This is a genomic window from Paenibacillus tritici, from assembly GCF_018207515.1.
In the GTDB taxonomy this organism is placed as follows: Bacteria; Bacillota; Bacilli; order Paenibacillales; family Paenibacillaceae; genus Paenibacillus_AQ; species Paenibacillus_AQ tritici.
This window is the reverse complement of record NZ_CP073365.1, coordinates 5,662,213-5,682,112: the sequence shown is the minus strand read 5'-3', so window position 1 is coordinate 5,682,112 and position 19,900 is coordinate 5,662,213. Positions and strand designations below refer to the sequence as shown.

The following is a 19,900-nucleotide window of genomic DNA, read 5'->3' as shown; positions in this document are numbered from 1 at the left end:
AATGAAGGGGATAGGTGTATGGCTGATTATGAATGGTATCGGAGCTTTATTGCAATCTATAAGCATCATTCTGTTTCCGAAGCTGCAAAAACACGAATGATGACCCAGCCGGCGATGAGCCAGCATTTAGCTGCATTGGAAGCAGAGGTGGGAGAAGCGTTGTTCAGGAGAACCTCCAGAAAAATGATTCCCACCGAACGGGGGAAGGAATTGTACTCGCAGCTAGCCCCCTTAATTGAGTCCTTGGATGAGGTAACTATAAATCTGAATTGTGCTTCTTTATCTACACTGGCCGTAGTAAGGATCGGAACCCATCATGAATTTTTCAGTGCAAAAATACTTCCTCAAATTCAAAAATACAACATGCGTACAGTCGTACATTTCAGTGAAGCTGATCAATTGTTGCAACTTCTGAACGAAGACAAATTGGATTTAATCATTACATCAAAAAAGATTCCCGCAGCAGGCATAGAGTATCTTAAATTGATGGAAGAGGCGTTCGTTGTCGTTGCGCCTGAGCATTATGAAATACCTATTGGCATCAGTCTGATCGCCAAGGAAATATGGCTAGCTACTCAAAACTGGATGAGTTATGGTCTGGAATTGCCGGGTATACGAAGAATTTGGAGAGAGCATTTTAAGAAACGTCCCCTGATCCGGCCTGTACACATCATTCCTGATTACCACCTGATTTTGAGAGCGATTGAAAACGGCGTGGGCTTAGGTGTAATGCCAACCTATATATTTGAGCAGGCAGCGGATAAATCAAAATCGAAAGTGATTTTTGTGGAATTGACAGTTAAAAATGAATTGTTTATTGCATGTAAGCACAAACATAAGCACCTGTCTTCAATACATGAGTTCATGAAGTCCATATATGAGGATAACTAATGTTTTATCTATAAATATATTTATCATAACACCACTATTTCATAATTTGTTTTATATGAAAGGCGGGTATACAATAACAACGAAAGCACAAAACAACCCTACAGGAGGATATCGTAATGACAAAAAAAGTGCTAATCGTTGTCACTAATCATACAGAAATTCACGAGGGAAGAACAACCGGAATTTGGTTGTCCGAATTTGCAGAAGCTTACATTGGATTTACAAACAAAGGATATGAAGTCACCGTAGCAAGTCCACTCGGAGGCAATGGCCCCGTTGATCCTGGCAGTATCAATGATAGCGTGTCATCAGAATTTTTAGATACCCAAGAATATCTGGAAAATACTTTGCGTGTCGAGGAAGTTTCCGCAGCTGATTTTGATGCGATCTTTCTCCAGGTGGTCACGGAACCATGTACGACCTCCCCAAGCATCAGCCACTTCATGATTTAATCGCCTATTTTGACCAAGCCAAAAAGGTTATTGCGGCGGTATGTCATGGTCCTGCAGGTCTCGTTGGCGTCACTTTAGCAGATGGACAACCGCTTGTGTCTGGGAAGCGTGTCACTGCTTTTACAGATCAGGAAGAGGCAAATGCAAAACTGGATAAACATGTTCCTTTTTTACTGGAAAGCAAGCTTCGCGATTTAGGTGCTGTATTTGTGGCTGAACCTAATTGGTCTTCTCATGTAGAAGTGGACGGAAATCTGATTACGGGACAAAATCCGCAATCTACGATTGCTGCAACCAACGCAGTTATTGAACTGCTAGGATAATCTGAGTTTCGATTCCGGTATTATTTAAGTTATCTTAAGGAGGACGGAAGGCTTATGGCGAAAAACAAGGCTCTTGTTGTAGGAGCTACAGGAATTATTGGGAGCTATATTTTGGAGCACTTGAGTAGTTTGGAGCAGTGGGATGCCATTGGAGTGGCCCGCACTGTTCCACAGAAGCAAGCTGACCGTTATATCAGTCTGAATCTGTTAAACCGTGAAGAGCTGAGAGAAGCCTTAGGCAAGATCAAAGGGATCACCCATATCTTCTATGCGGCCTATCAGGATTTCCCGGCTCACTCCAAAGAGCAGATTGATGTGAATACAAGTATGCTGGCCAATATTGTACAAAGTGTTGAAGAAACGTCAGGCGCTTTAGAACGAGTGATTTTAATGCAGGGAGCTAAGGTATACGGTGTACATTTGGGTAAGTTCAAAACACCGGCCAAAGAAAATGATCCGCGCCATCTTCCTCCAAACTTTTATTATAATCAGGAGGACTTTTTGCGGATCTATCAGGCTGGGAAAAGCTGGTCATGGACGATTCTGCGGCCTGACGTCGTTGCCGGAGTTTCGATTGGCAATCCAATGAGTATCGCGATGGTTATCGCTGTTTATGCTTCCATTTCAAAAGAATTGGGACTGCCGCTCCGCTTTCCCGGCAAAGAAGGTGCCTACCGTGCGTTGGCACAGTTTACAGACGCTTCTCTGCTTGCACGTGCTTCAGCATGGGCGGCTGTTCAAGAGCACACCGCCTTTGAAATTTTCAATATTACGAATGGAGACCTTTTTCGCTGGGAAAGTCTATGGCCCAAAGTGGCTAAATACTTTGATATGGATGCGGCTCCTATTCAGACCATTTCATTATCGGAATTGATGCCATTGCAAAAAGAAACATGGATGTCCATGATTAAAAAATACGATTTACTTCCCACTCCTTATGAAAAAGTTGCTGCCTGGCCTTTTGGCGATTTTATATTCGGTTGCGAATATGATGTCATTTCGGATACAACCAAAGCGAAGCAGTTCGGTTTTCATGAGGTTGTGGATAGCGAAGTTGGACTGATTGCAGTTTTGGATGAGTTAAGAAAACAAAAGCTGATTCCCTAAGAATAAAAGCGGTATGTGATAAAGAAGGAATCTTAAATACAGGATGGTCTGCAGACGATATTGCAAGTAAGTTGGAAACGGCAACTGCAAACCCATTGAAGGCTGGAACATGAGTGTACCCCTATTGACTGTCTGCCGATAGGGGTACTATTTATGAGTTGATAAATATATCGTTATCGTGATTCTTCTTCGGTATCCGTCAAATTGTACAGTTCCCGTGTCTCTTGGAGATTTTCCCCATCCGTTCCCATGAGAATTTTGACGCAGGATTAATATATAACGTTTTGATTCCAAGGCTGCTCCAAATTGCAGAGATAAGCATCCGGCTCACAATTGAGTCGTTTGCCTTTCAGATAAGATGAGTATTATTGGGTATAATCAATTGAATTTTATCGTTTTACCAGACTCGCACTCCATTGCCACAATTCTTTTCGGAATTTGCTGTCATGGGCTTGTCTCTCCGCACGGGATTCCCTTTTTTGGTCAAAGTATTTTCAGATAATCCCCGCAAGTTCAGGGGAGAGTGCAGATGTACAATGGCATCCGAACCGGACTGGACGCTTCCCATTGGAGCGATACGGCTTTCCTGAACCATTTTGGTGTTGAGATACGTGCCAGGATGCAGAGAATAGCATGTCATTCACTATGGCAATACCGCTCCGAAAATTCGAAGGTAAAGGCAACAAGAGCTGATTTGCTCTGTGTTTAGGCCGTAACCGGGGAGTTTTGATGGGTCAGCATAATGTTATTGAAGTCAATGGGACTACGGCCTGCAGAGGCAACATTAACGATCCGGGCCGGGCTGTTTTAGAGTGTGCCCAGCAACTCGCCTGTCAGCAGAAACGGGGCCAAATAATTGACGGCAAAACGAAGCTCATGCCCATCCCGACTGAAGGAGCGCTCTGTGTCCTGAAGATTTCCAAATCCGATGCCGGCATTGTTGATCAGTACATCTAGCGGGAGTAGTGGGTTTGAATTTAAGCCGCCAGCCGCCGTACTTCTTCAAGTGACGAGAAGTCGGCAGTGTACGATCGGATGTTTGCGTTTCCAGTGAAGGCTATAAGTTCCTCTCGGACAGCGGCACCGCGTTCTGGGTTCTTCCGTGGAGAAGCACAGTCGCTCCTAATCTGGCTATGTCGGCAGCCGTCTGCTTTCCGATACCCTCTATTGCTCCTGTTACAAGAATAATCTGTTCGCTTGTGGTCTTCATTTCAGTTCTCCTTCTTATCACGGATGCAATGCTTGAAGATTGATGAGTCCCGAACGAATCATTGTGGCAATGTCTGCCGGTGCCGAGCTTGGATACATAAAGGAGCCTTTGATATTCAGTTTTTTGACTAGCTATTAGATTTGTGTTTTAAGAGGACGGCTTCTATGTGAGAAATACGTACGGTGAAATATACAATATATGCTCCAATCTGATTAATGATGTTTGGCATTCAGCATCCATGAAGAAGAGCATCATAACTTTTAATATGCAGTTGTTTATGCAGATATCCTGCGCTCAAAGTTAGGGGTGATTCAAACTTTTTCTAATATTTGATCGGATACTCTGGCCTTTTGCCATCGGCGAAACCGAGCATACACCGAAGACCAAAAATAGTAATATTATGGTAAATTAATCCACGGCGAATCTGTATGAGCTACTCAAAGCATGGCATTGAGCATCTTTTAATTGTATTTAGGGGGCTTATGGTTTCACGTAAGCCACGCGCTCCCTATCTGATCAACACACTGCCGTGGATGCGATCTGGGCTGCGACCGGGCAGGCCAAAGACAACTTAATGGGGCCATTTCTCACATGGGTGCCATTGCATGATTTCGGCCAATGAGGTAGCATAATTTAGACATTCTTCGCTCTTGCACAAACGAAGAATTATTCTTTTTTAGGAGTGTGGAAACGATGCCTACGATATTGGTCGCTGACGACGATGCGAACATTCGAAAACTCGTCTGTTTCTTTTTGCGCAACGACGGATTTGCAACTATCGACGCCGCAAACGGAAAGGAAGCACTGGCCATCTATACGTCCACGCCAGTCGATTTGGTCATTCTTGATATTATGATGCCGGTGATGGACGGTTGGGCATTATGCGAGGAACTTCGAAGAGCCAATCCGGATCTTCCGTTACTAATGTTGACGGCAAGAAGCGAAACCTGGGAGAAAGTACAAGCATTCCAGCTCGGGACAGATGACTATTTGACAAAGCCATTCGATCCGCTTGAGCTGATGGCTCGTGTCAAGGCACTGTTGAAACGATACCGTATAGGTTTAACTCAGACCATCCAGCTAGGAAACATCATTCTGAACCGGCAGACTTATAAGGTCATGAGAGGTACAGAGTCGTTCACCTTGCCGCTTAAGGAGTTTGAATTATTGTATAAACTTGCTGGATTACCAGGACAAGTCTATACGCGGGAGCAATTAATCGATCAAGTTTGGGGAATCTATTATACTGGCGATGATCGAACGATAGACGTGCACATTAAGCGCCTACGCGAACGTTTCGCGGCTATCTCCGATTTCCGTATCGAAACGGTGCGCGGACTTGGCTACCGGCTTGAGGTGCAGGAATGATCGGTTCCTTATATACACGCGTAGTCCTGACCTTTCTGGTCTCCGTAATCGGGGGCACAATCATTGCTTTTTTTGCTGCAACCTGGATATTTCAAGATGAATTAAATGAAAACCTGCAAATCACCTTACTCGACTTTGGCCAGGATATCGTCCGCATCTACGAGACTTTGCCGTTACGTGAAGCAGAAATGTTTATAAGTGAAATGAAGCAACTCAATTCCTATCACATACGAATCTATACAGCAACGGATCAATTCCAATCCTACGGAGAGTTTTCAGGACACCATCCTTTCCCAGTGACTACGGAACAAGTGAAGAAAGTGCTGGATGGAGGAAGGGCGCAAGTCAATGGAATCGATACGATCTTCTTAGGATTGCCGATAGAAACTGAAATGGGGAGCAGAGCAATGTTTGTAGAGCCCATCACTCCCTCTTCCACCTCATCTCTTATCAAGTTTGTTGTAACTTTTTTAGTGTATTCGTTATTAGCAGGAAGCCTATTGATTCTAATTTCCGCTATGTTCCTGGTGAGACCGATAAAAAAGCTAACAAAAGCGACCCGTCGTATAGCTGGTGGAGATTTCAACGTCAAGCTTAATATTAAACAAAAGGGTGAGTTAGGTACTTTGGCTCGCAGCTTCGAAGAAATGATGCGCGATCTACAGCAGCTTGAGCAGATGCGCAGGGAATTCGTGACAAACGTATCCCATGAAGTTCAGTCTCCACTCACTTCCATTTCCGGTTATGCAATAGCGCTAAAGCAGGTAGACCTCCCGGATCACGAACGAAACTGTTTCCTCGATATTATCATCACTGAAACTGCGCGAATGTCCAAAATAAGTGATAGTCTACTAAAGCTGAGTTTGCTAGAATCTCAAACATCCCAGATGCGACTCACCACGCTTAGTCTGGATGAACAGATCAGACGTGTAATCGTCGCTATTCAACCTCAATGGTCAGCCCGCAACATTCAGTTCGAGCTTGATTTGCAGCCCGCCAAAATCACGGCCGATCATGAGCTCTTAAATCAGGTGTGGACCAATATCCTCGGCAATAGCATCAAATTTTCCAAGGAGGGTGGCCGGATTAACGTCAGAATCAAACAGGATATCAAGAATGTGACGGTCTGCATATCAGATTGGGGTATTGGTATTCTCCCGGAGGATCAAAAGCGTATATTTGACCGCTTCTTTAAAGCTGATCGCTCCCACAGCCAGAAATATGAAGGCAGCGGTATGGGACTGGCTATTGTAAAGCAGATCGTATCGCTTCATCAAGGGGACATCCGGGTGGAGAGCGAATACGGACGAGGAACGACCTTCATAGTCATCTTACCAATCACAACACCAGCAGTGTGATTGTTTTTTTATACCTTTTCTAGGCTGCGACACCATGTATAAAGCTTCTTGCATGTGATGGTGCAGCCTTTTTTGGCCTGTTCATCCTCCGTTCATGTTGCAGTCATTAGGGGGACATCTTGGTTGGTTATACTGTCTTTAGCGCCTATGTTAAGGTGGCCTAACACAATGATGAAGACAGGAGTAGATGCAAGAGTGAAACCAAGAGAGGTAACAAAAATGAAGATGAGTATGAGGACAGCAAGAAAAAGAAATACTTTAACTGCTATGACTTTCATGCTGACTATAATTGCTCCAATGTCTGCAATGGCCACACCGGCTGCCACGAATAACAACAGCAACCTTTCTTATGAAACAACGAAGAAAACCGTGATCGAAAAAGCCAAATTACTGACCGAGACGTACGGCACGACGAGTCTGCAATATGCGCTCATCAATGGTGGAGAGATTGTGGTATCCGGTCAAACGGGCAAGAACGATATAAACGACAAGGTACCTCTTACTTCAAACACGATCTATGGCATCGGTTCAACCAGTAAAATGATGCTTACTGCCGCTGTAATGAAGCTGGTTGATGAAGGCAAGATCGATTTGGATCTGCCTGTTGTGAACTATATCTCTGACTTCAAAATGAAAGATAACCGATACAAACAGATTACAGCCCGTATGTTGCTGAATCATTCCTCCGGTCTTTTGGGCACCTCAACCAGCAATGCCACATTGTACGGAGATAATGACACGTATTCACATGATACGTTTATGGAGCAATTGGCGAATCAAAACCTGAAGGCAGATCCCGGCGCATACTCAGTCTACAGCAACGATGGTTTTACGTTAGCCGAGATTCTGGTCGAAAGAGTTAGCGGCATCGGTTATACCGCATTTATACACAAATTTTTTACGGAACCTTTGGATATGAAGCATACCAAAACACCACAGGATGTGCTTGACCCGGCAGAAATGGCGGGCATCTATTCCCCTTTTTATGAGGGACAACTTCCAAAAGAGAATTATAATATTATCGGTACTGGAGGTCTTTATTCCACCGCTGAAGATTTGGTCAAATTCTCAAGAATCTTCACGGGAGAGATCAATGGCATTCTATCCAGTAAGTCTGTAGAAGCCATGGCGCAAGAAGAGTATAAAGAAGGCATGTGGCCAGAGGATAGCGATACGCTCATGTCTTACGGGTTAGGGTGGGATACTGTGAACTTGTTCCCATTCAACGAGTACGGCATTAAGGCAGTTATGAAGGGGGGAGATACGTTATCTTATCAGTCTTCATTAGTGGTGCTTCCGGAATACAACATGGCTGCAGCAGTTATCTCTTCAGGCGGGTCAAGCTTAACCAATCATTTCATTGCGAATGAATTATTACTCAGCGCACTTGAGGAAAATGACATTATTACAGAACGGAAGCCAGAAAAATCATTTGGCGTACCCGTGAATGCAGAAATGCCCAAAGGAATATCCAAGTATGAAGGGAAGTATGGCGGCAATAATTCGGTTATGAAGATCAAAATGAATACGGCTGGGCAAATGACTGTATCCACACCTACAGCTCCTAGTAATCCGGCTCAAGAATACACCTATACAGCAGATGGTACTTTTGTTAATGACGATGGTACAGAAAAGTTGAAATTCGTTATGGAGAAAAATGGGCATACTTACCTATGGTCCCAATCTTATATATCCATACCAGAACTCGGACAGCTGGCTTTCTCAGAATATAAAGCGGAGAAGCTTGAAGCCAATGAATTATCCAAGGAGATTGACGCCTCATGGAAAAAACGTGATGGTAAAAAATATTACCTGGTGAATGAAAAATATACATCCATGGTCTATCTCAATGCTTCATCAATCCTACCTATTCATCTGAATAAAGAGAATCCAGGGTATATGTCCAACAATAAGATCATTGGAGCAAACGAAGCAGCCAATCTATTGCAAATTCCTGGTACTGCCGGACGGGATACGATGGATATTCATTTCTCTAAAAAGAATGGAGGAGAGTATCTTAAAGCCTCTGGTTATGTATACGCCAGTGAGGAACTGGTGAAACCAATCTATTCTGGTAAACAATCCGTGACAACCATTCAAGCAGATGGATATGCCAAATGGTTTTCGGTACCAGCTACTGCAAAAGGAAAAGTCATGACAGTGAAAATGCCTGCACATGGTGCCTTTGCTGTATATGACCAGACGGGAATTTGTATTAATCACACCGTGGTCAGCGGTAAGAATGAGGTTGTCTTGCCAGAAAACGGCCGCATTGTATTTGCAGGTGAGGCTGGCTCCCGATTTGAAATTTCATTAAAAAGGGCAAACTAATTTGAATTCTCAAAATTTCAGGCGATTTATGAATGAATTAAAATAAAAGATCAATGAGTACCACCGAAAAAAGACACGTCGTCCATGGAATTGGATGAGGTGTTCTTTTTTTATTGAGATTACAGGAAACTACGTAAGACAGCACCAGTAACAAAGTAGCCAGTAAAGATACTGCGTTACGTCGAGTTCCGCTCAACTAACCTGTATGTTAAAGGGTTTAGCTTGTTTTTGGTGTTGTTCAACTTGTTTTGCAAAATTATAAATGCATTCTCAGCTTGCTGATCGATAGGGTAGTCAATCGTTGTCAAATCGAGCAAGTGAGCCACCTCTGTATTATCGAATCCAATAATTCCCAAATCTCCCGGAATAGAAAATCCCAAGCGACGCAGGGCTGTCATGAGGCCAGCTGCCACTTCATCATTGGCACAAAAAATAGCATCAGGCCGGACTTCCTGCGACTCCCACCATCTAGCAAGCTCCTCCCCATCACGTACTAAAGTTTTATCTTCGAAATGAGGAAAAGAATAGGCCATAAGATTGTGCTTTATAGCAAATTCTGAATGGGCACGAATACGTTCCTTTGTATTCAGCCCTTTGGACATTGGATATATGCTGAGTATTTTTCGGTAACCTTTGGAATAAAGATATTCAAGGCCTGTCCAATAGGCATGGAATTGTTCCATAAAGACAGATGGAAGATTCTCGTTTTGAAGACGTTGCCATACCACAATAGGGCCATACCGGGCATAGGATTCGATAACATCCCATTCATTAGACCGTATCAAACACACGATAGCATCTAATTGCTTCCGTTTTAGCATTTCTAGAGCGATAAGCTCCTTTTTAGGTTCTCCATTCGTGATAAAAAGTGTGATGTTAAATCCGTTTTTCTCAGCAAAAAGAGTGAATGCACGAACAAAATTAATAATAATGGGACTAAAAGAGACCGTTATTATTCCAATTTGGCGAGTTTCACCTTTTTTTAGAGAGATCGCATTTGCATTGGGGACATAATCAAGTTCCTCGATAATTCCTAAAACTTTTTGTCTGGTTACATCACTGACGTAGCCATTTTTATTCATTACTCGTGATACAGTTGCTGTGGATACCCCCGCTAAACGAGCAATCTCTTGAATATTCGCCACTTCTAACCACCTCTTACAAGAAAGCATATCATGTTTTCGAAGCTCTACAAAGCAGAAAAGGAAGATAATCCTAGCACGAATTTTTTATACTTGACATGTAATGCATTACATAAATTACAGTGCAAATATAGTTTATAAATTCATTTTTGGGAGGAAATCAGAATGAAAAAAGGTCTGAAAATTGTAACGATTGGTGGAGGTTCAAGCTATACTCCGGAATTGGTGGAAGGATTTATCAAACGATATCATGAACTCCCGGTCAAAGAGTTATGGCTAGTCGACATTGAAGAAGGCAGGGAAAAACTTGAGATTGTCGGCGCTATGGCTCAACGTATGATAAAGGCAGCAGGGATTGATTGTGATATTCATTTGACACTTGATCGACAGAAAGCTTTGAAGGGTGCAGATTTTGTAACGACTCAGTTGCGTGTTGGATTCATGGATGCTCGGATCAAAGATGAGACGATACCCAATAAATACGGACTAATTGGACAGGAAACGAATGGAGCTGGGGGTATGCTAAAAGCATTTCGGACCATTCCAGTTATTCTAGAGATCGTTGAGGATATGAAATTGCTTTGTCCAAATGCATGGCTGATTAACTTCACGAATCCTGCAGGGATGGTCACTGAAGCAGTTCTTCGTTATGGAATGTGGGAGAAAGTCATTGGACTGTGTAATGTCCCCATTGTGGCTGTGAAAAATGAATCTGCAGTGCTCGAGAAGAATGAAAATGAATTATTTTTTAAATTCGCAGGGATTAATCATCTGCACTGGCATAAGATTTATGGACACAACGGCCAAGATCTTACTCGTCAAGCGATTGATAAACTGTATGGTCCTGATGCGAAAACAGAGAAAATCGTTGAAAATATTAAAAACATGCGATTCCTGCATGAACAGCTTGTCCAATTAGACATGCTACCATGCCCATATCACCGGTACTATTACATGACAGATGCGATGATTCAAGAGGAACTTGAAGAAGCGAAGGGAGAAGGGACTCGTGGACAAGTAGTGAAGCGCCTAGAGGAGAGTCTGTTCGAACTTTACAAAGATCCAAATTTGGATCATAAGCCAGAAGAACTTGCAAAACGAGGCGGCGCCTATTATAGTGATGCTGCCTGTGAGATCATTAACTCCATTTATAACAATAAAGGAACTCAGATGGTTGTAAGTACACGCAATAAGGGAGCGATCAATGATCTGCCAGTTGAAAGTGCCATTGAAATAACCAGTGTGATCACCTCCCATGGTGCTGAGCCAATTCACTTTGGTTCTTTCCCTCCTGCACAACGCGGTTTATTACAATTAATGAAGTCCATGGAGGAATTAACGATTGAAGCCGCTGTTACGGGGAACTACGCAACGGCTCTGCAAGCATTTACGTCTAATCCACTGGTTCAAAGCGGTGACTCGGCTAAAGCGTTGTTGGATGAATTACTTGAGGCTCATAAACAGTATTTACCGCAGTTTCACCGGAAAGAAGATAGTATTCTAAGAAGTACACATTCGATTTAAATTTTTCTACTAAAAAGGACTTCAGAGACCAATTATATGGCCTTGAAGTCCTTTAGTTATGAATAAAAGAATAGAATTAATTGTTCTTCGTCTGTTCTAAGAAGTCAGCTTAATGAATTTGAAAATGTTCTTGCCACTCATTTAAGCCCTCTTCCATCCGAAAAGCTGTAAATCCTTCAGATTGTAGTTTTTGAGTGGCCAGAGCTGAATAGACACACAATGGACCTCTGCAATATGCGATGATTTCTGTATTTTTCGGTATATCTCTTATGAATATCTCTAACTCTTCCATTGGTATCGAAATTGCTCCTGCAATATGATCCATTTCATACTCTTCTTTAGGACGTAAATCCACCAAAATTATTGAATCATTATTAAGCTTCTCCCTAACCTCATCCATCGTAAGCGTATGAACGTCATCAAGATTGTTTAGGAAATCATCTTTCAGTCTGCTAATGTCAGGAAGCTGTTTTTCACTGATCCGCCATAAAGAGGAAAGAAATTCGATGATTTCAGGATCGGCCAAAGAATAGATCACGTATGTTCCTTTTTTCGAGAATTTAACCAACTTAGCATCGAGCAGAACTTGAAGATGGCGGGATACATTCGCAACATTCATGTCTGTGCAGGTAGCTATTTTTTCTACGGTTCTAGAACCATTGGATAGGACATTCAAGATCTCAAGTCGCTTATCACTGGACAAACATTTTCCGATTCTAGCCAATTGTTTATATAGATCTTCCTTGAAAATTTTCGCAGAGTTCAGCTCTTCTTCCATTATTGTCAACCTCTTTTCTTTTCGTATTAAAGATATCAATCCCCAAAGCGAGGCAATAGGTAATTCATCATGTAATCGAGCATAGGTGATTCAATTGATTATTAGAATTTTAACATAAACATCCCGAGGATAGTCAAGTCAAAAGAAAATAAATTCGATAATTTTCATGGGAATACCCTATTTTGGAAAATGATAAGAAAAATCATAGTTGTCAGTGCCGATGGGGCTCTGACAAGCCTTTATGCAATGCATATCATTTGTAATCATTTTCTCCCCACCAGTTGACGAACAGAGATTCCAATGTTATAATTCAATTAATCAATTGAATATTAAATTTATTCTTCATAAGCAGCTGTAAACTAATAAATTGGGAGGGATAGAATATGTATAAATCTGTAATTGTCGGAACGGGTCCAGCAGGATTGACCGCTGCGATCTACCTTGCCCGTGCAAATATGAAGCCACTTGTCATTGAAGGACTTGAACCAGGAGGGCAGCTCACAACAACAACTGAAATTGAAAATTATCCCGGATTCCCCAATGGAATCATGGGTCCTGAATTAATGGATAATATGCGTAAACAAGCGGAACGTTTTGGGGCTGTATTTCATAATGGATGGGTAAAGACAGTGGATTTGGACAAAAGACCATTTAGGTTGGAAGTCGATGGAAAAGGAGAAATCATTACTGAAACTCTGATCATTTCAACCGGTGCCAGTGCGAAATATTTGGGCATACCAGGCGAAGCAGAAAATGTAGGCCGGGGTGTTAGTACTTGTGCCACTTGTGATGGATTTTTCTTTAGAAATAAGGAACTCATCGTAGTGGGTGGAGGCGATACTGCTTTGGAAGAGGCGAGCTTTTTAACGCGTTTTGCTTCAAAAGTTACCTTGGTGCACCGTCGAGAAGAACTGAGGGCCTCAAAAATCATGCAAGATCGCGCTCGTGCAAATCCTAAAATTGAGTGGGCTTTAAGCAAGACTCCTCTTGAGGTTGTTGCGGGAGAGCGTGGAGTGACAGGATTGAAAGTCCGGAATAATGTTTCAGGTGAAGAGGAAATGCTGCATGCAAATGGTGTTTTTGTAGCCATCGGTCACCATCCAAATACTGACTTTTTAAATGGTCAAATTGAGACGGATGATAACGGCTATATCGTTACAGTACCCGGCACGACAATGACAAATATTCCAGGTGTGTTTGCTTCCGGAGATGTACAGGATACCCGCTATCGTCAAGCTATTACTGCAGCAGGAACTGGAGCGATGGCAGCTATGGATAGCGAAAAATTTATTGATTCTTTGGAAAATAATTAAAAACGTAAGGTTTTTAGTGACGAATTAATAATATGGAAAAGGAGCATATTATAGTGCTAGATCAAAAAATCAAGATGAATATGGTTTGGTACAAGAATGCGCAAGGAATTGGCCACATAAAAAGTGACAATTTACAAACACAAATTGCTATCCCTGTTTCTAAAGGGGGAAGTGGAGAGGGTGCTGATCCTCAACAGCTCCTGATATCCTCAGCCGTTGCTTGTTATGCTCTGACGCTAGCGTACATGCTTGATCGCAAGAAGGTGCCCGTTGCCGGGTTCTTTATGGACACTGAAGGGAACATGGCTAAAGGAAATCAACTGAGCATTACACATCGTCCGCATGTTGTTTTATCCTCAAATGCATCAAAGAAAGATATTTCTGTGGTGGAAGCATTATTTCTACAAGCTGAAAAAAAATGCCACATTGGTCAGCTACTTGTAAAAGCGGGTGTGCCTGTAGGTACCGAGGGTAAGGTGTCAATTGATGCTGGAGATGATCTGACAAGTGATTATATTGAAAAAAATCAAATGGAGTGGTAAAAAAACCACCTAATTAAAAGGAGATAATAAAATGAAAAAAATTAACTCTAAATCAGAATTTGATACAGCTATCCTTTCACCAAAAATTACAGTTGCTGTTTTTAAAGCAGACTGGTGTCCTGACTGCAAATTCATTGATCCATTCATGCCCGAAGTTGAAGAAAAATTTGCGAATGATCTGGATCTCATTGAGGTGGATGTAGATAAAGTAGGCACTGTGAGTGAAGAACAAAATATTATGGGTATTCCAAGCTTTGTAGCCTATGCCGACGGTAAAGAGCTTATTCGATATGTCAACAAGCTCCGTAAATCACGCGAAGAGATCGAACATTTTCTGCAAAGTGCTATTGAGGTATGATCATAGATCGTTAATAGGATTACATGAAATAACAGGCAATGTACTTTTAGGAGGTTATTATGAATATTCCCCAGTCAGTTGAAGCTCTTTTTAAACCATTCGAAATGGGAAATCTGAAACTATCTAACCGTATTATGATGGCACCAATGACTCGGAACTTTTCTCCAAATGGAGTGCCGGGGGAGGATGTTGCTGCGTATTATCGTCGTAGAGCTGAAAATGGTGTCGGACTTATTGTAACAGAGGGTACATTTATCAATCATCGTGATGTTGTATCTGATCAAGAGAACGTACCACACATATATGGGGAAGATGCGCTAAACGGATGGTCAAGAGTGGTAGATGGTGTCCATGAGGCCGGTGGTAAAATTTTCTCACAAATATGGCACATGGGTGCACGCGGTAACGTCAATGATTACTCTAAGCAAGAAATTACAGAATTGATTGAAGCCTTCGAGCAGGCAGCAGCCAATGCTAAAAAAGTTGGTTTTGATGGTATCGAGCTTATGGCGGCACACGGATTTTTAATTGATCAATTCTTCTGGGAAAAAACAAACACGCGTACCGATGAATACGGTGACGACTTAGTCGCTCGCACACGCTTTGCTAGTGAGGTCATCGCAGCTTGCCGACGTGCTGTTGGACCAGAATTTCCAATTGTGCTACGAATCTCACAGTGGAAATATGATGCCTATACAGCAAAATTAGTTGAAACTCCAGAACAACTAAAACGTTTCTTAACGCCATTAGTTGATGCGGGCGTTGACATCTTTCATGCCTCTATTCGTCGCTTTTGGGAACCGGCTTTTGCAGGGTCTGAGTTGAATCTTTCAGGATGGATAAAAAAACTGACTGGGAAACCAACGATTACTGTTGGGTCTGTCGGACTGGAGGGCGCTGATTTCGTTGATTTCTTTGCTACCGGGGAAGAGGCTAATGGCAAAGCCAACATGGGTGATTTAATCGAGAGATTAGACCATGAAGAATTCGATTTGATCGCAGTCGGACGCGCATTATTGGCTGATCCTGACTGGGTAAACAAAATCCGCGATGGACGAACAGAGGATTTACTTCCGTTTACGCGTGAGGCACTGAGCATATTATATTAAACTAAAATTTCTAATAGAATAGAGGGGTTTATATGTATCATCAGGACAGTCTATTTAAAAAATCGAGTTTTAAACGTATTGGAGAATTTAACTCACTTTCTCCAGAAATATTTAAGGCGTTTGTATCCTTTGAAAAGCTAGCATTGGCCGAAGGTAAGCTTACAGCGAAATTCAAGGAACTGATTGCAATTGCTATAGCCCACACCACGGGATGCCCTTATTGTATTGAGGCTCATGTCAAACAAGCTAAGAAAAATGGTGTTTCGAAAGAGGAAATGGCAGAATCGATTATGGTTGCTACCGCCCTCAAAGCGGGTTCGGCGATGGCTCATGGCGTTAATGCATTAAATGCATATGATGAAACCGAAGACGACGAGCTATACCGTGCATCTTATATCAACCGGCTGGGAGAGTTTACCCAATTAAGCGGTGATGCATTTAAAGCCTTTGGTTCTTTTGATCAGAAGGCGTTGAAAGCCGGCATACTCAGTAGCAAGGAAAAAGAATTGATTGCGGTTTCGGTTGCCCATACCACTGGGTGTCCATATTGTATTGATATTCATACGAAAGCAGCCAAAAAAGCCACAGCAACCAAAGAAGAGCTGGCAGAGTCGATTATGGTAGCTACTGCTTTGAAAGCTGGTTCCGCACTTGCTCATGGAGTGAATGCACTGGTTGCATTTGACGAATAACGAGAACTGAAAAGGGGTAGAAATATGAAAATTGAAATATGGTCTGACATTGCATGTCCATTCTGCTATATTGGTAAACAAAATCTGGAACGAGCCTTAGAAGGATTACCGTATAGAGATGAAATAAGTATTGAATACAAAAGCTTTGAGCTTGATCCGGGAGCTTCTTCATATGATGGGACAAGTTTTGTTGAAAAATTAATCCCTAAGTTTGGCGGAAGAGAACAAGCAAAAGAATTTCTTAGCCACTTAACTCAACAAGCCAAGAACGTGGGATTAAACTTTCAATTAGATAGTCTTAAACCCACAAATACACTGGATGCTCATCGTTTATTAAAATGGTCAAAAACGAATGGCAAAGAAACAACGTTGAATGAAAAATTACTTATTGCTCATTTCACTGAATCAAAGGATGTAGGAGATCATGATACACTGGCCGATATTGCAGAAGCGGTTGGATTAGACAGAAAAGATGCCCTTGGAGTATTGAAAAATAAGGAGCTCTATGCAGATCAAGTACGAAATGATCAAGATGAAGCTCGTCGAGTTGGGATTAGCGGGGTACCGTTCTTTATATTCAACCAAAAGTATGCAGTTTCAGGGGCACAGCCGATAGCATCTTTTTCTCAAGTGTTGGAGAAAGTCTGGGAAGAAGAACATCCGGCTCCTAAGTTTGAAATTCTTTCTGATGAAACCTCTAGTGGAGGACTATGTACTGATGAAGGGTGTGCGATCCCGCCTAAAAAGTCATAAGGACAAGCGAGGATTCAATTAAGATTGGTCTATGAATAATGTAAAATAGAGGAGTCCTATACATGGGGAAAATGAACGGTATAAATGTGAATATGCTCGGAAGCTTAGCAGAGAAATATAAGGGAAAACCTGATGAGGCGATTACAAGTTTCGCTTCTACAGTAAAATGGAAAGATGGGTTTTACTCGGAGGCCGAGGTTGGGGACTATAAGCCGGTACCCATTGATGAACCAGAGTGGCTATCCGGAACTGGAAAAGGACCTAATCCAGTCGAGCTGTTGTTAAGTGCGCTTGGCGCTTGTGTAAGTGTTGGATTCATTGCAACTGCTAGTGGTATGGGTATTAAAGTAAATTCTTTGGAAGTTGATGTTACTGGCGAAATAGATCTGAACGTTTTCTTTGGCTTAAAAGAGGGCAATTCTGGCTTTGATGAAATAAACGTTCGTTTCAATGTGGATAGTGACGCAGATGAAACGCAGGTTGAAAAGTTGATTGCAAAAGCCATAGAAATATCACCTGTGAGAAATACAATTGAACGAAACGTTAAAGTGACTTCGACGTATACGCTTAATAATTAAAAAACCTTGAATGCTTGCTTGTTTTGCTAGAAGCGTAGACATTATGTGAGGAACACATAATGTCTACTTTTTTAGAATTAGTGGACCATACTCTGATCGGCTATGTCGGTAGCTTAGTATTGCGGATATCTACACCACAGGGGCTGGTGCCTCTTTTGCCTAACACTCTACATAGATTCAGCGGTTGAAATTTAAGCAAACGATAGACTGTCTTGTTGAAGCCGATTCACATTCTTTTCTTGGAGAGGATATGAATTAGTAAACCATAGGAGCTGAGAAAACAGATGAAGTATAACTTTGATGAAATCGTTGATCGAAAAAATACCAATGCTATGAGTACAGATGGCTTTAAAGAATACATTTTCAAGGCTTCTAATGACATAACGTTCCCTTTTAAAGATGACGAGTTCATTCGTATGTGGGTGGCTGATATGGAATTTGCTACTCCTCCTGAAATTATTCAAGCCGTTAAAGATCGGTTGGATAAACGTATTTTTGGCTATACGAAAATATTTGATCCCGATTATTATCTTTCTGTTGTTGGTTGGACACAAAGTCACTATGATTGGAGCTTCCCAAAAGAGCAGTTGGTAACTTCACCTGGTATTATTCCCGCTTTATATGAGTTGGTTGAGTACATTTGCAAACCAGACGATAAGGTTTTAATTGTTACGCCGTCCTATGCGTATTTCAAGCACGCTGTAGATTTTAATAATCTTAAATTAGTGACCTCCGACTTAATAAACAAAGAGGGTTACTATACAATGGATTATAAAGATATAAAATTAAAAGTGCGAGATGAAAAGGTGAGTTTATGTATCTTTTGTAATCCTCATAATCCAACAGGACGTGTTTGGGCACCAGAAGAATTAATGAGGTTTGGTGAAATTTGTCTTGAAAATGACGTTTGGATTATTTCAGATGAAATTCATTGTGATTTGCTCAGGAATGGAATGGTTCATGAACCTTTGGCGAAAATATTTCCAAATTCAGATAAGATTATTACATGTTTAGCCCCAAGCAAGACCTTTAATATGGCCGGATTGATGCTCTCAAATATAATTATTCCCAATGATGAAGTCAGAGCGTTGTGGCAGGCTCGTCATTACAGCATGGAAAACCCACTGAGTATTGCGGCAACACAGGCAGCTTATCAACACGGTGATGATTGGCTGAGACAATTAAAAACTTACTTGGATGACAATTTTATTTTTACCCAGCAATATCTGAAAAAACACTTACATCAGGCTGTATTCCGTATCCCTGAGGCTACTTATCTTGCTTGGGTGGATATTAGTGCATATCTTCCTAATGAGGAAAATATGTCTTTATATTTTGCTGCTAATGCAGGAGTATTACTCGAAGGAGGCAGTATGTTTGTGGCCAATTCAGATGGTTATATTCGTCTTAATCTTGCATGCCCGAGAGCGATTTTAACAGAAGGGCTAAAGAGAATATGTGAAGTGTTGCGGTAGAGAAACTTAATTAATTAGACAAATATAATCCATACTACAATTTATAATTATACTTACTTAGCTAACTATTGACTTTGAGTAAAAAGATTGTTATTATTTTCACGAGTGGTAAGTTATTTTTTTCACAATATAAAAGGAGGCTATATTATGTTAACTACATTTAAAGCTACTGCCACAAAATTACCAGGAGGTTTGCAGGTTGAGGCTCAATCTAGAGGTTTTAAAATCTTGATGGATGAACCCGAAGACTTTGGTGGAACAGATAAAGGGATGAATCCAGTCGAAGCACTTCTGTGTGCGCTGGGAGCATGTCAGTCCATCGTTGCTGCTGCTTTTGCAGATGGGTATGGCTTTTCGTATGAAGAGTTGTACGTTGAGCTTGAAGGGGATTTGGACCCGGATGGGTTCATGGGGCTGGCAGATGTGAGAAGCGGTTTCCAGGAAATTCGTTTTGTAATGCACTTCAAAACGACCGAAAGTCAGGAAAAAGCAGAAGCTTTTGCGGCATTCATTGAGAAGACCTGCCCGGTTGGAGACTGCTTGGCGAACGGGGTTAAATTGGTACAATCAGGTGTAGTCAGACACTAAACTATTCG

Annotated in this window: 19 protein-coding genes and 1 pseudogene; 17 read left to right on the top strand and 3 right to left on the bottom strand. The window is 41.8% G+C overall.

The genetic code is table 11. The features are described from left to right. Nucleotides 1-18: 18 nt before the first annotated feature. The 4 genes and pseudogenes from KDC22_RS24305 (at nt 19) to KDC22_RS24290 (ending at nt 3,730) form a co-directional block, all read left to right on the top strand. Entirely contained in the window at nt 19-891 is an 873-nt protein-coding gene (locus KDC22_RS24305; RefSeq protein ID WP_211720658.1) for a LysR family transcriptional regulator, read from the top strand. 116 nt (nt 892-1,007) lie between these two features. Then, nucleotides 1,008-1,666: pseudogene (locus tag KDC22_RS24300) on the top strand (type 1 glutamine amidotransferase domain-containing protein). A gap of 54 nt (nt 1,667-1,720) precedes the next feature. Beyond that, complete coding sequence (locus KDC22_RS24295) at nt 1,721-2,773, top strand: SDR family oxidoreductase (RefSeq protein WP_211720657.1); 1,053 nt, start codon at nt 1,721-1,723, stop codon at nt 2,771-2,773. Between the two features lie 729 nt (nt 2,774-3,502). Beyond that, nucleotides 3,503-3,730 (top strand): hypothetical protein, encoded by a 228-nt coding sequence (locus KDC22_RS24290; RefSeq protein WP_211720656.1) that lies wholly within the window; start codon nt 3,503-3,505, stop codon nt 3,728-3,730. Between the two features lie 100 nt (nt 3,731-3,830). On the opposite strand, the gene KDC22_RS24285 is transcribed toward KDC22_RS24290, so the two are convergent. Next, a complete protein-coding gene (locus KDC22_RS24285; RefSeq protein WP_211720655.1) occupies nt 3,831-3,983 on the bottom strand; it encodes an SDR family NAD(P)-dependent oxidoreductase in 153 nt (50 codons plus the stop codon). A gap of 693 nt (nt 3,984-4,676) precedes the next feature. On the opposite strand from KDC22_RS24285, the gene KDC22_RS24280 reads away from it, so the two are divergent. The 3 genes from KDC22_RS24280 to KDC22_RS24270 all read left to right on the top strand — a co-directional run bounded on the left by KDC22_RS24280 (nt 4,677) and on the right by KDC22_RS24270 (nt 9,040). Further along, nucleotides 4,677-5,351 carry a response regulator transcription factor gene (locus tag KDC22_RS24280; RefSeq protein ID WP_211720654.1) on the top strand — a complete coding sequence of 225 codons (675 nt, stop codon included), beginning with the start codon at nt 4,677-4,679 and terminating at the stop codon, nt 5,349-5,351. Then, nucleotides 5,348-6,709 (top strand): sensor histidine kinase, encoded by a 1,362-nt coding sequence (locus KDC22_RS24275; protein ID WP_211720653.1) that lies wholly within the window; start codon nt 5,348-5,350, stop codon nt 6,707-6,709. The genes KDC22_RS24280 and KDC22_RS24275 overlap by 4 nt, the downstream gene beginning before the upstream one ends. A 231-nt stretch (nt 6,710-6,940) precedes the next feature. Next, on the top strand, nt 6,941-9,040 hold the full coding sequence (locus tag KDC22_RS24270; RefSeq protein WP_211724173.1) for a serine hydrolase domain-containing protein: 2,100 nt from the start codon (nt 6,941-6,943) through the stop codon (nt 9,038-9,040). A gap of 176 nt (nt 9,041-9,216) precedes the next feature. Here the strand turns inward: KDC22_RS24270 and KDC22_RS24265 are convergent, their stop codons facing one another. Next, a complete protein-coding gene (locus KDC22_RS24265; RefSeq protein WP_211720652.1) occupies nt 9,217-10,185 on the bottom strand; it encodes a LacI family DNA-binding transcriptional regulator in 969 nt (322 codons plus the stop codon). A 162-nt stretch (nt 10,186-10,347) separates the two neighbouring features. On the opposite strand from KDC22_RS24265, the gene KDC22_RS24260 reads away from it, so the two are divergent. Continuing rightward, nucleotides 10,348-11,706, top strand: coding sequence for a 6-phospho-beta-glucosidase (locus KDC22_RS24260; RefSeq protein ID WP_211720651.1), 1,359 nt, complete (start codon nt 10,348-10,350; stop codon nt 11,704-11,706). Nucleotides 11,707-11,815: 109 nt separating this feature from the next. Here the strand turns inward: KDC22_RS24260 and KDC22_RS24255 are convergent, their stop codons facing one another. Further along, nucleotides 11,816-12,484, bottom strand: coding sequence for an ArsR/SmtB family transcription factor (locus tag KDC22_RS24255; protein ID WP_211720650.1), 669 nt, complete (start codon nt 12,482-12,484; stop codon nt 11,816-11,818). Between the two features lie 383 nt (nt 12,485-12,867). Between KDC22_RS24255 and trxB the strand changes: the two genes are divergently transcribed. The 9 genes from trxB (at nt 12,868) to KDC22_RS24210 (ending at nt 19,892) form a co-directional block, all read left to right on the top strand. Continuing rightward, on the top strand, nt 12,868-13,797 hold the full coding sequence (gene trxB, locus KDC22_RS24250) for a thioredoxin-disulfide reductase (RefSeq protein WP_211720649.1): 930 nt from the start codon (nt 12,868-12,870) through the stop codon (nt 13,795-13,797). A gap of 53 nt (nt 13,798-13,850) precedes the next feature. Further along, nucleotides 13,851-14,339, top strand: coding sequence for an OsmC family protein (locus tag KDC22_RS24245; protein ID WP_211720648.1), 489 nt, complete (start codon nt 13,851-13,853; stop codon nt 14,337-14,339). Nucleotides 14,340-14,370: 31 nt separating this feature from the next. Beyond that, nucleotides 14,371-14,697: a thioredoxin family protein gene (locus KDC22_RS24240; protein WP_211720647.1), complete on the top strand. Its 327-nt coding sequence runs from the start codon at nt 14,371-14,373 to the stop codon at nt 14,695-14,697. A 59-nt stretch (nt 14,698-14,756) separates the two neighbouring features. Continuing rightward, the gene (locus tag KDC22_RS24235) at nt 14,757-15,806 is read left to right on the top strand and encodes an NADH:flavin oxidoreductase (protein ID WP_211720646.1); all 1,050 of its coding nucleotides are present in this window, start codon (nt 14,757-14,759) and stop codon (nt 15,804-15,806) included. A gap of 32 nt (nt 15,807-15,838) precedes the next feature. Next, complete coding sequence (locus tag KDC22_RS24230) at nt 15,839-16,498, top strand: carboxymuconolactone decarboxylase family protein (RefSeq protein WP_211720645.1); 660 nt, start codon at nt 15,839-15,841, stop codon at nt 16,496-16,498. Nucleotides 16,499-16,522: 24 nt separating this feature from the next. Next, nucleotides 16,523-17,251, top strand: coding sequence for a DsbA family oxidoreductase (locus tag KDC22_RS24225; protein WP_211720644.1), 729 nt, complete (start codon nt 16,523-16,525; stop codon nt 17,249-17,251). A 62-nt stretch (nt 17,252-17,313) separates the two neighbouring features. After that, nucleotides 17,314-17,829 carry an OsmC family protein gene (locus tag KDC22_RS24220; RefSeq protein ID WP_211720643.1) on the top strand — a complete coding sequence of 172 codons (516 nt, stop codon included), beginning with the start codon at nt 17,314-17,316 and terminating at the stop codon, nt 17,827-17,829. A gap of 284 nt (nt 17,830-18,113) precedes the next feature. Continuing rightward, the gene (locus KDC22_RS24215; protein ID WP_211720642.1) at nt 18,114-19,304 is read left to right on the top strand and encodes a MalY/PatB family protein; all 1,191 of its coding nucleotides are present in this window, start codon (nt 18,114-18,116) and stop codon (nt 19,302-19,304) included. A 147-nt stretch (nt 19,305-19,451) separates the two neighbouring features. After that, on the top strand, nt 19,452-19,892 hold the full coding sequence (locus tag KDC22_RS24210; RefSeq protein ID WP_189029837.1) for an OsmC family protein: 441 nt from the start codon (nt 19,452-19,454) through the stop codon (nt 19,890-19,892). Nucleotides 19,893-19,900: the final 8 nt, after the last annotated feature.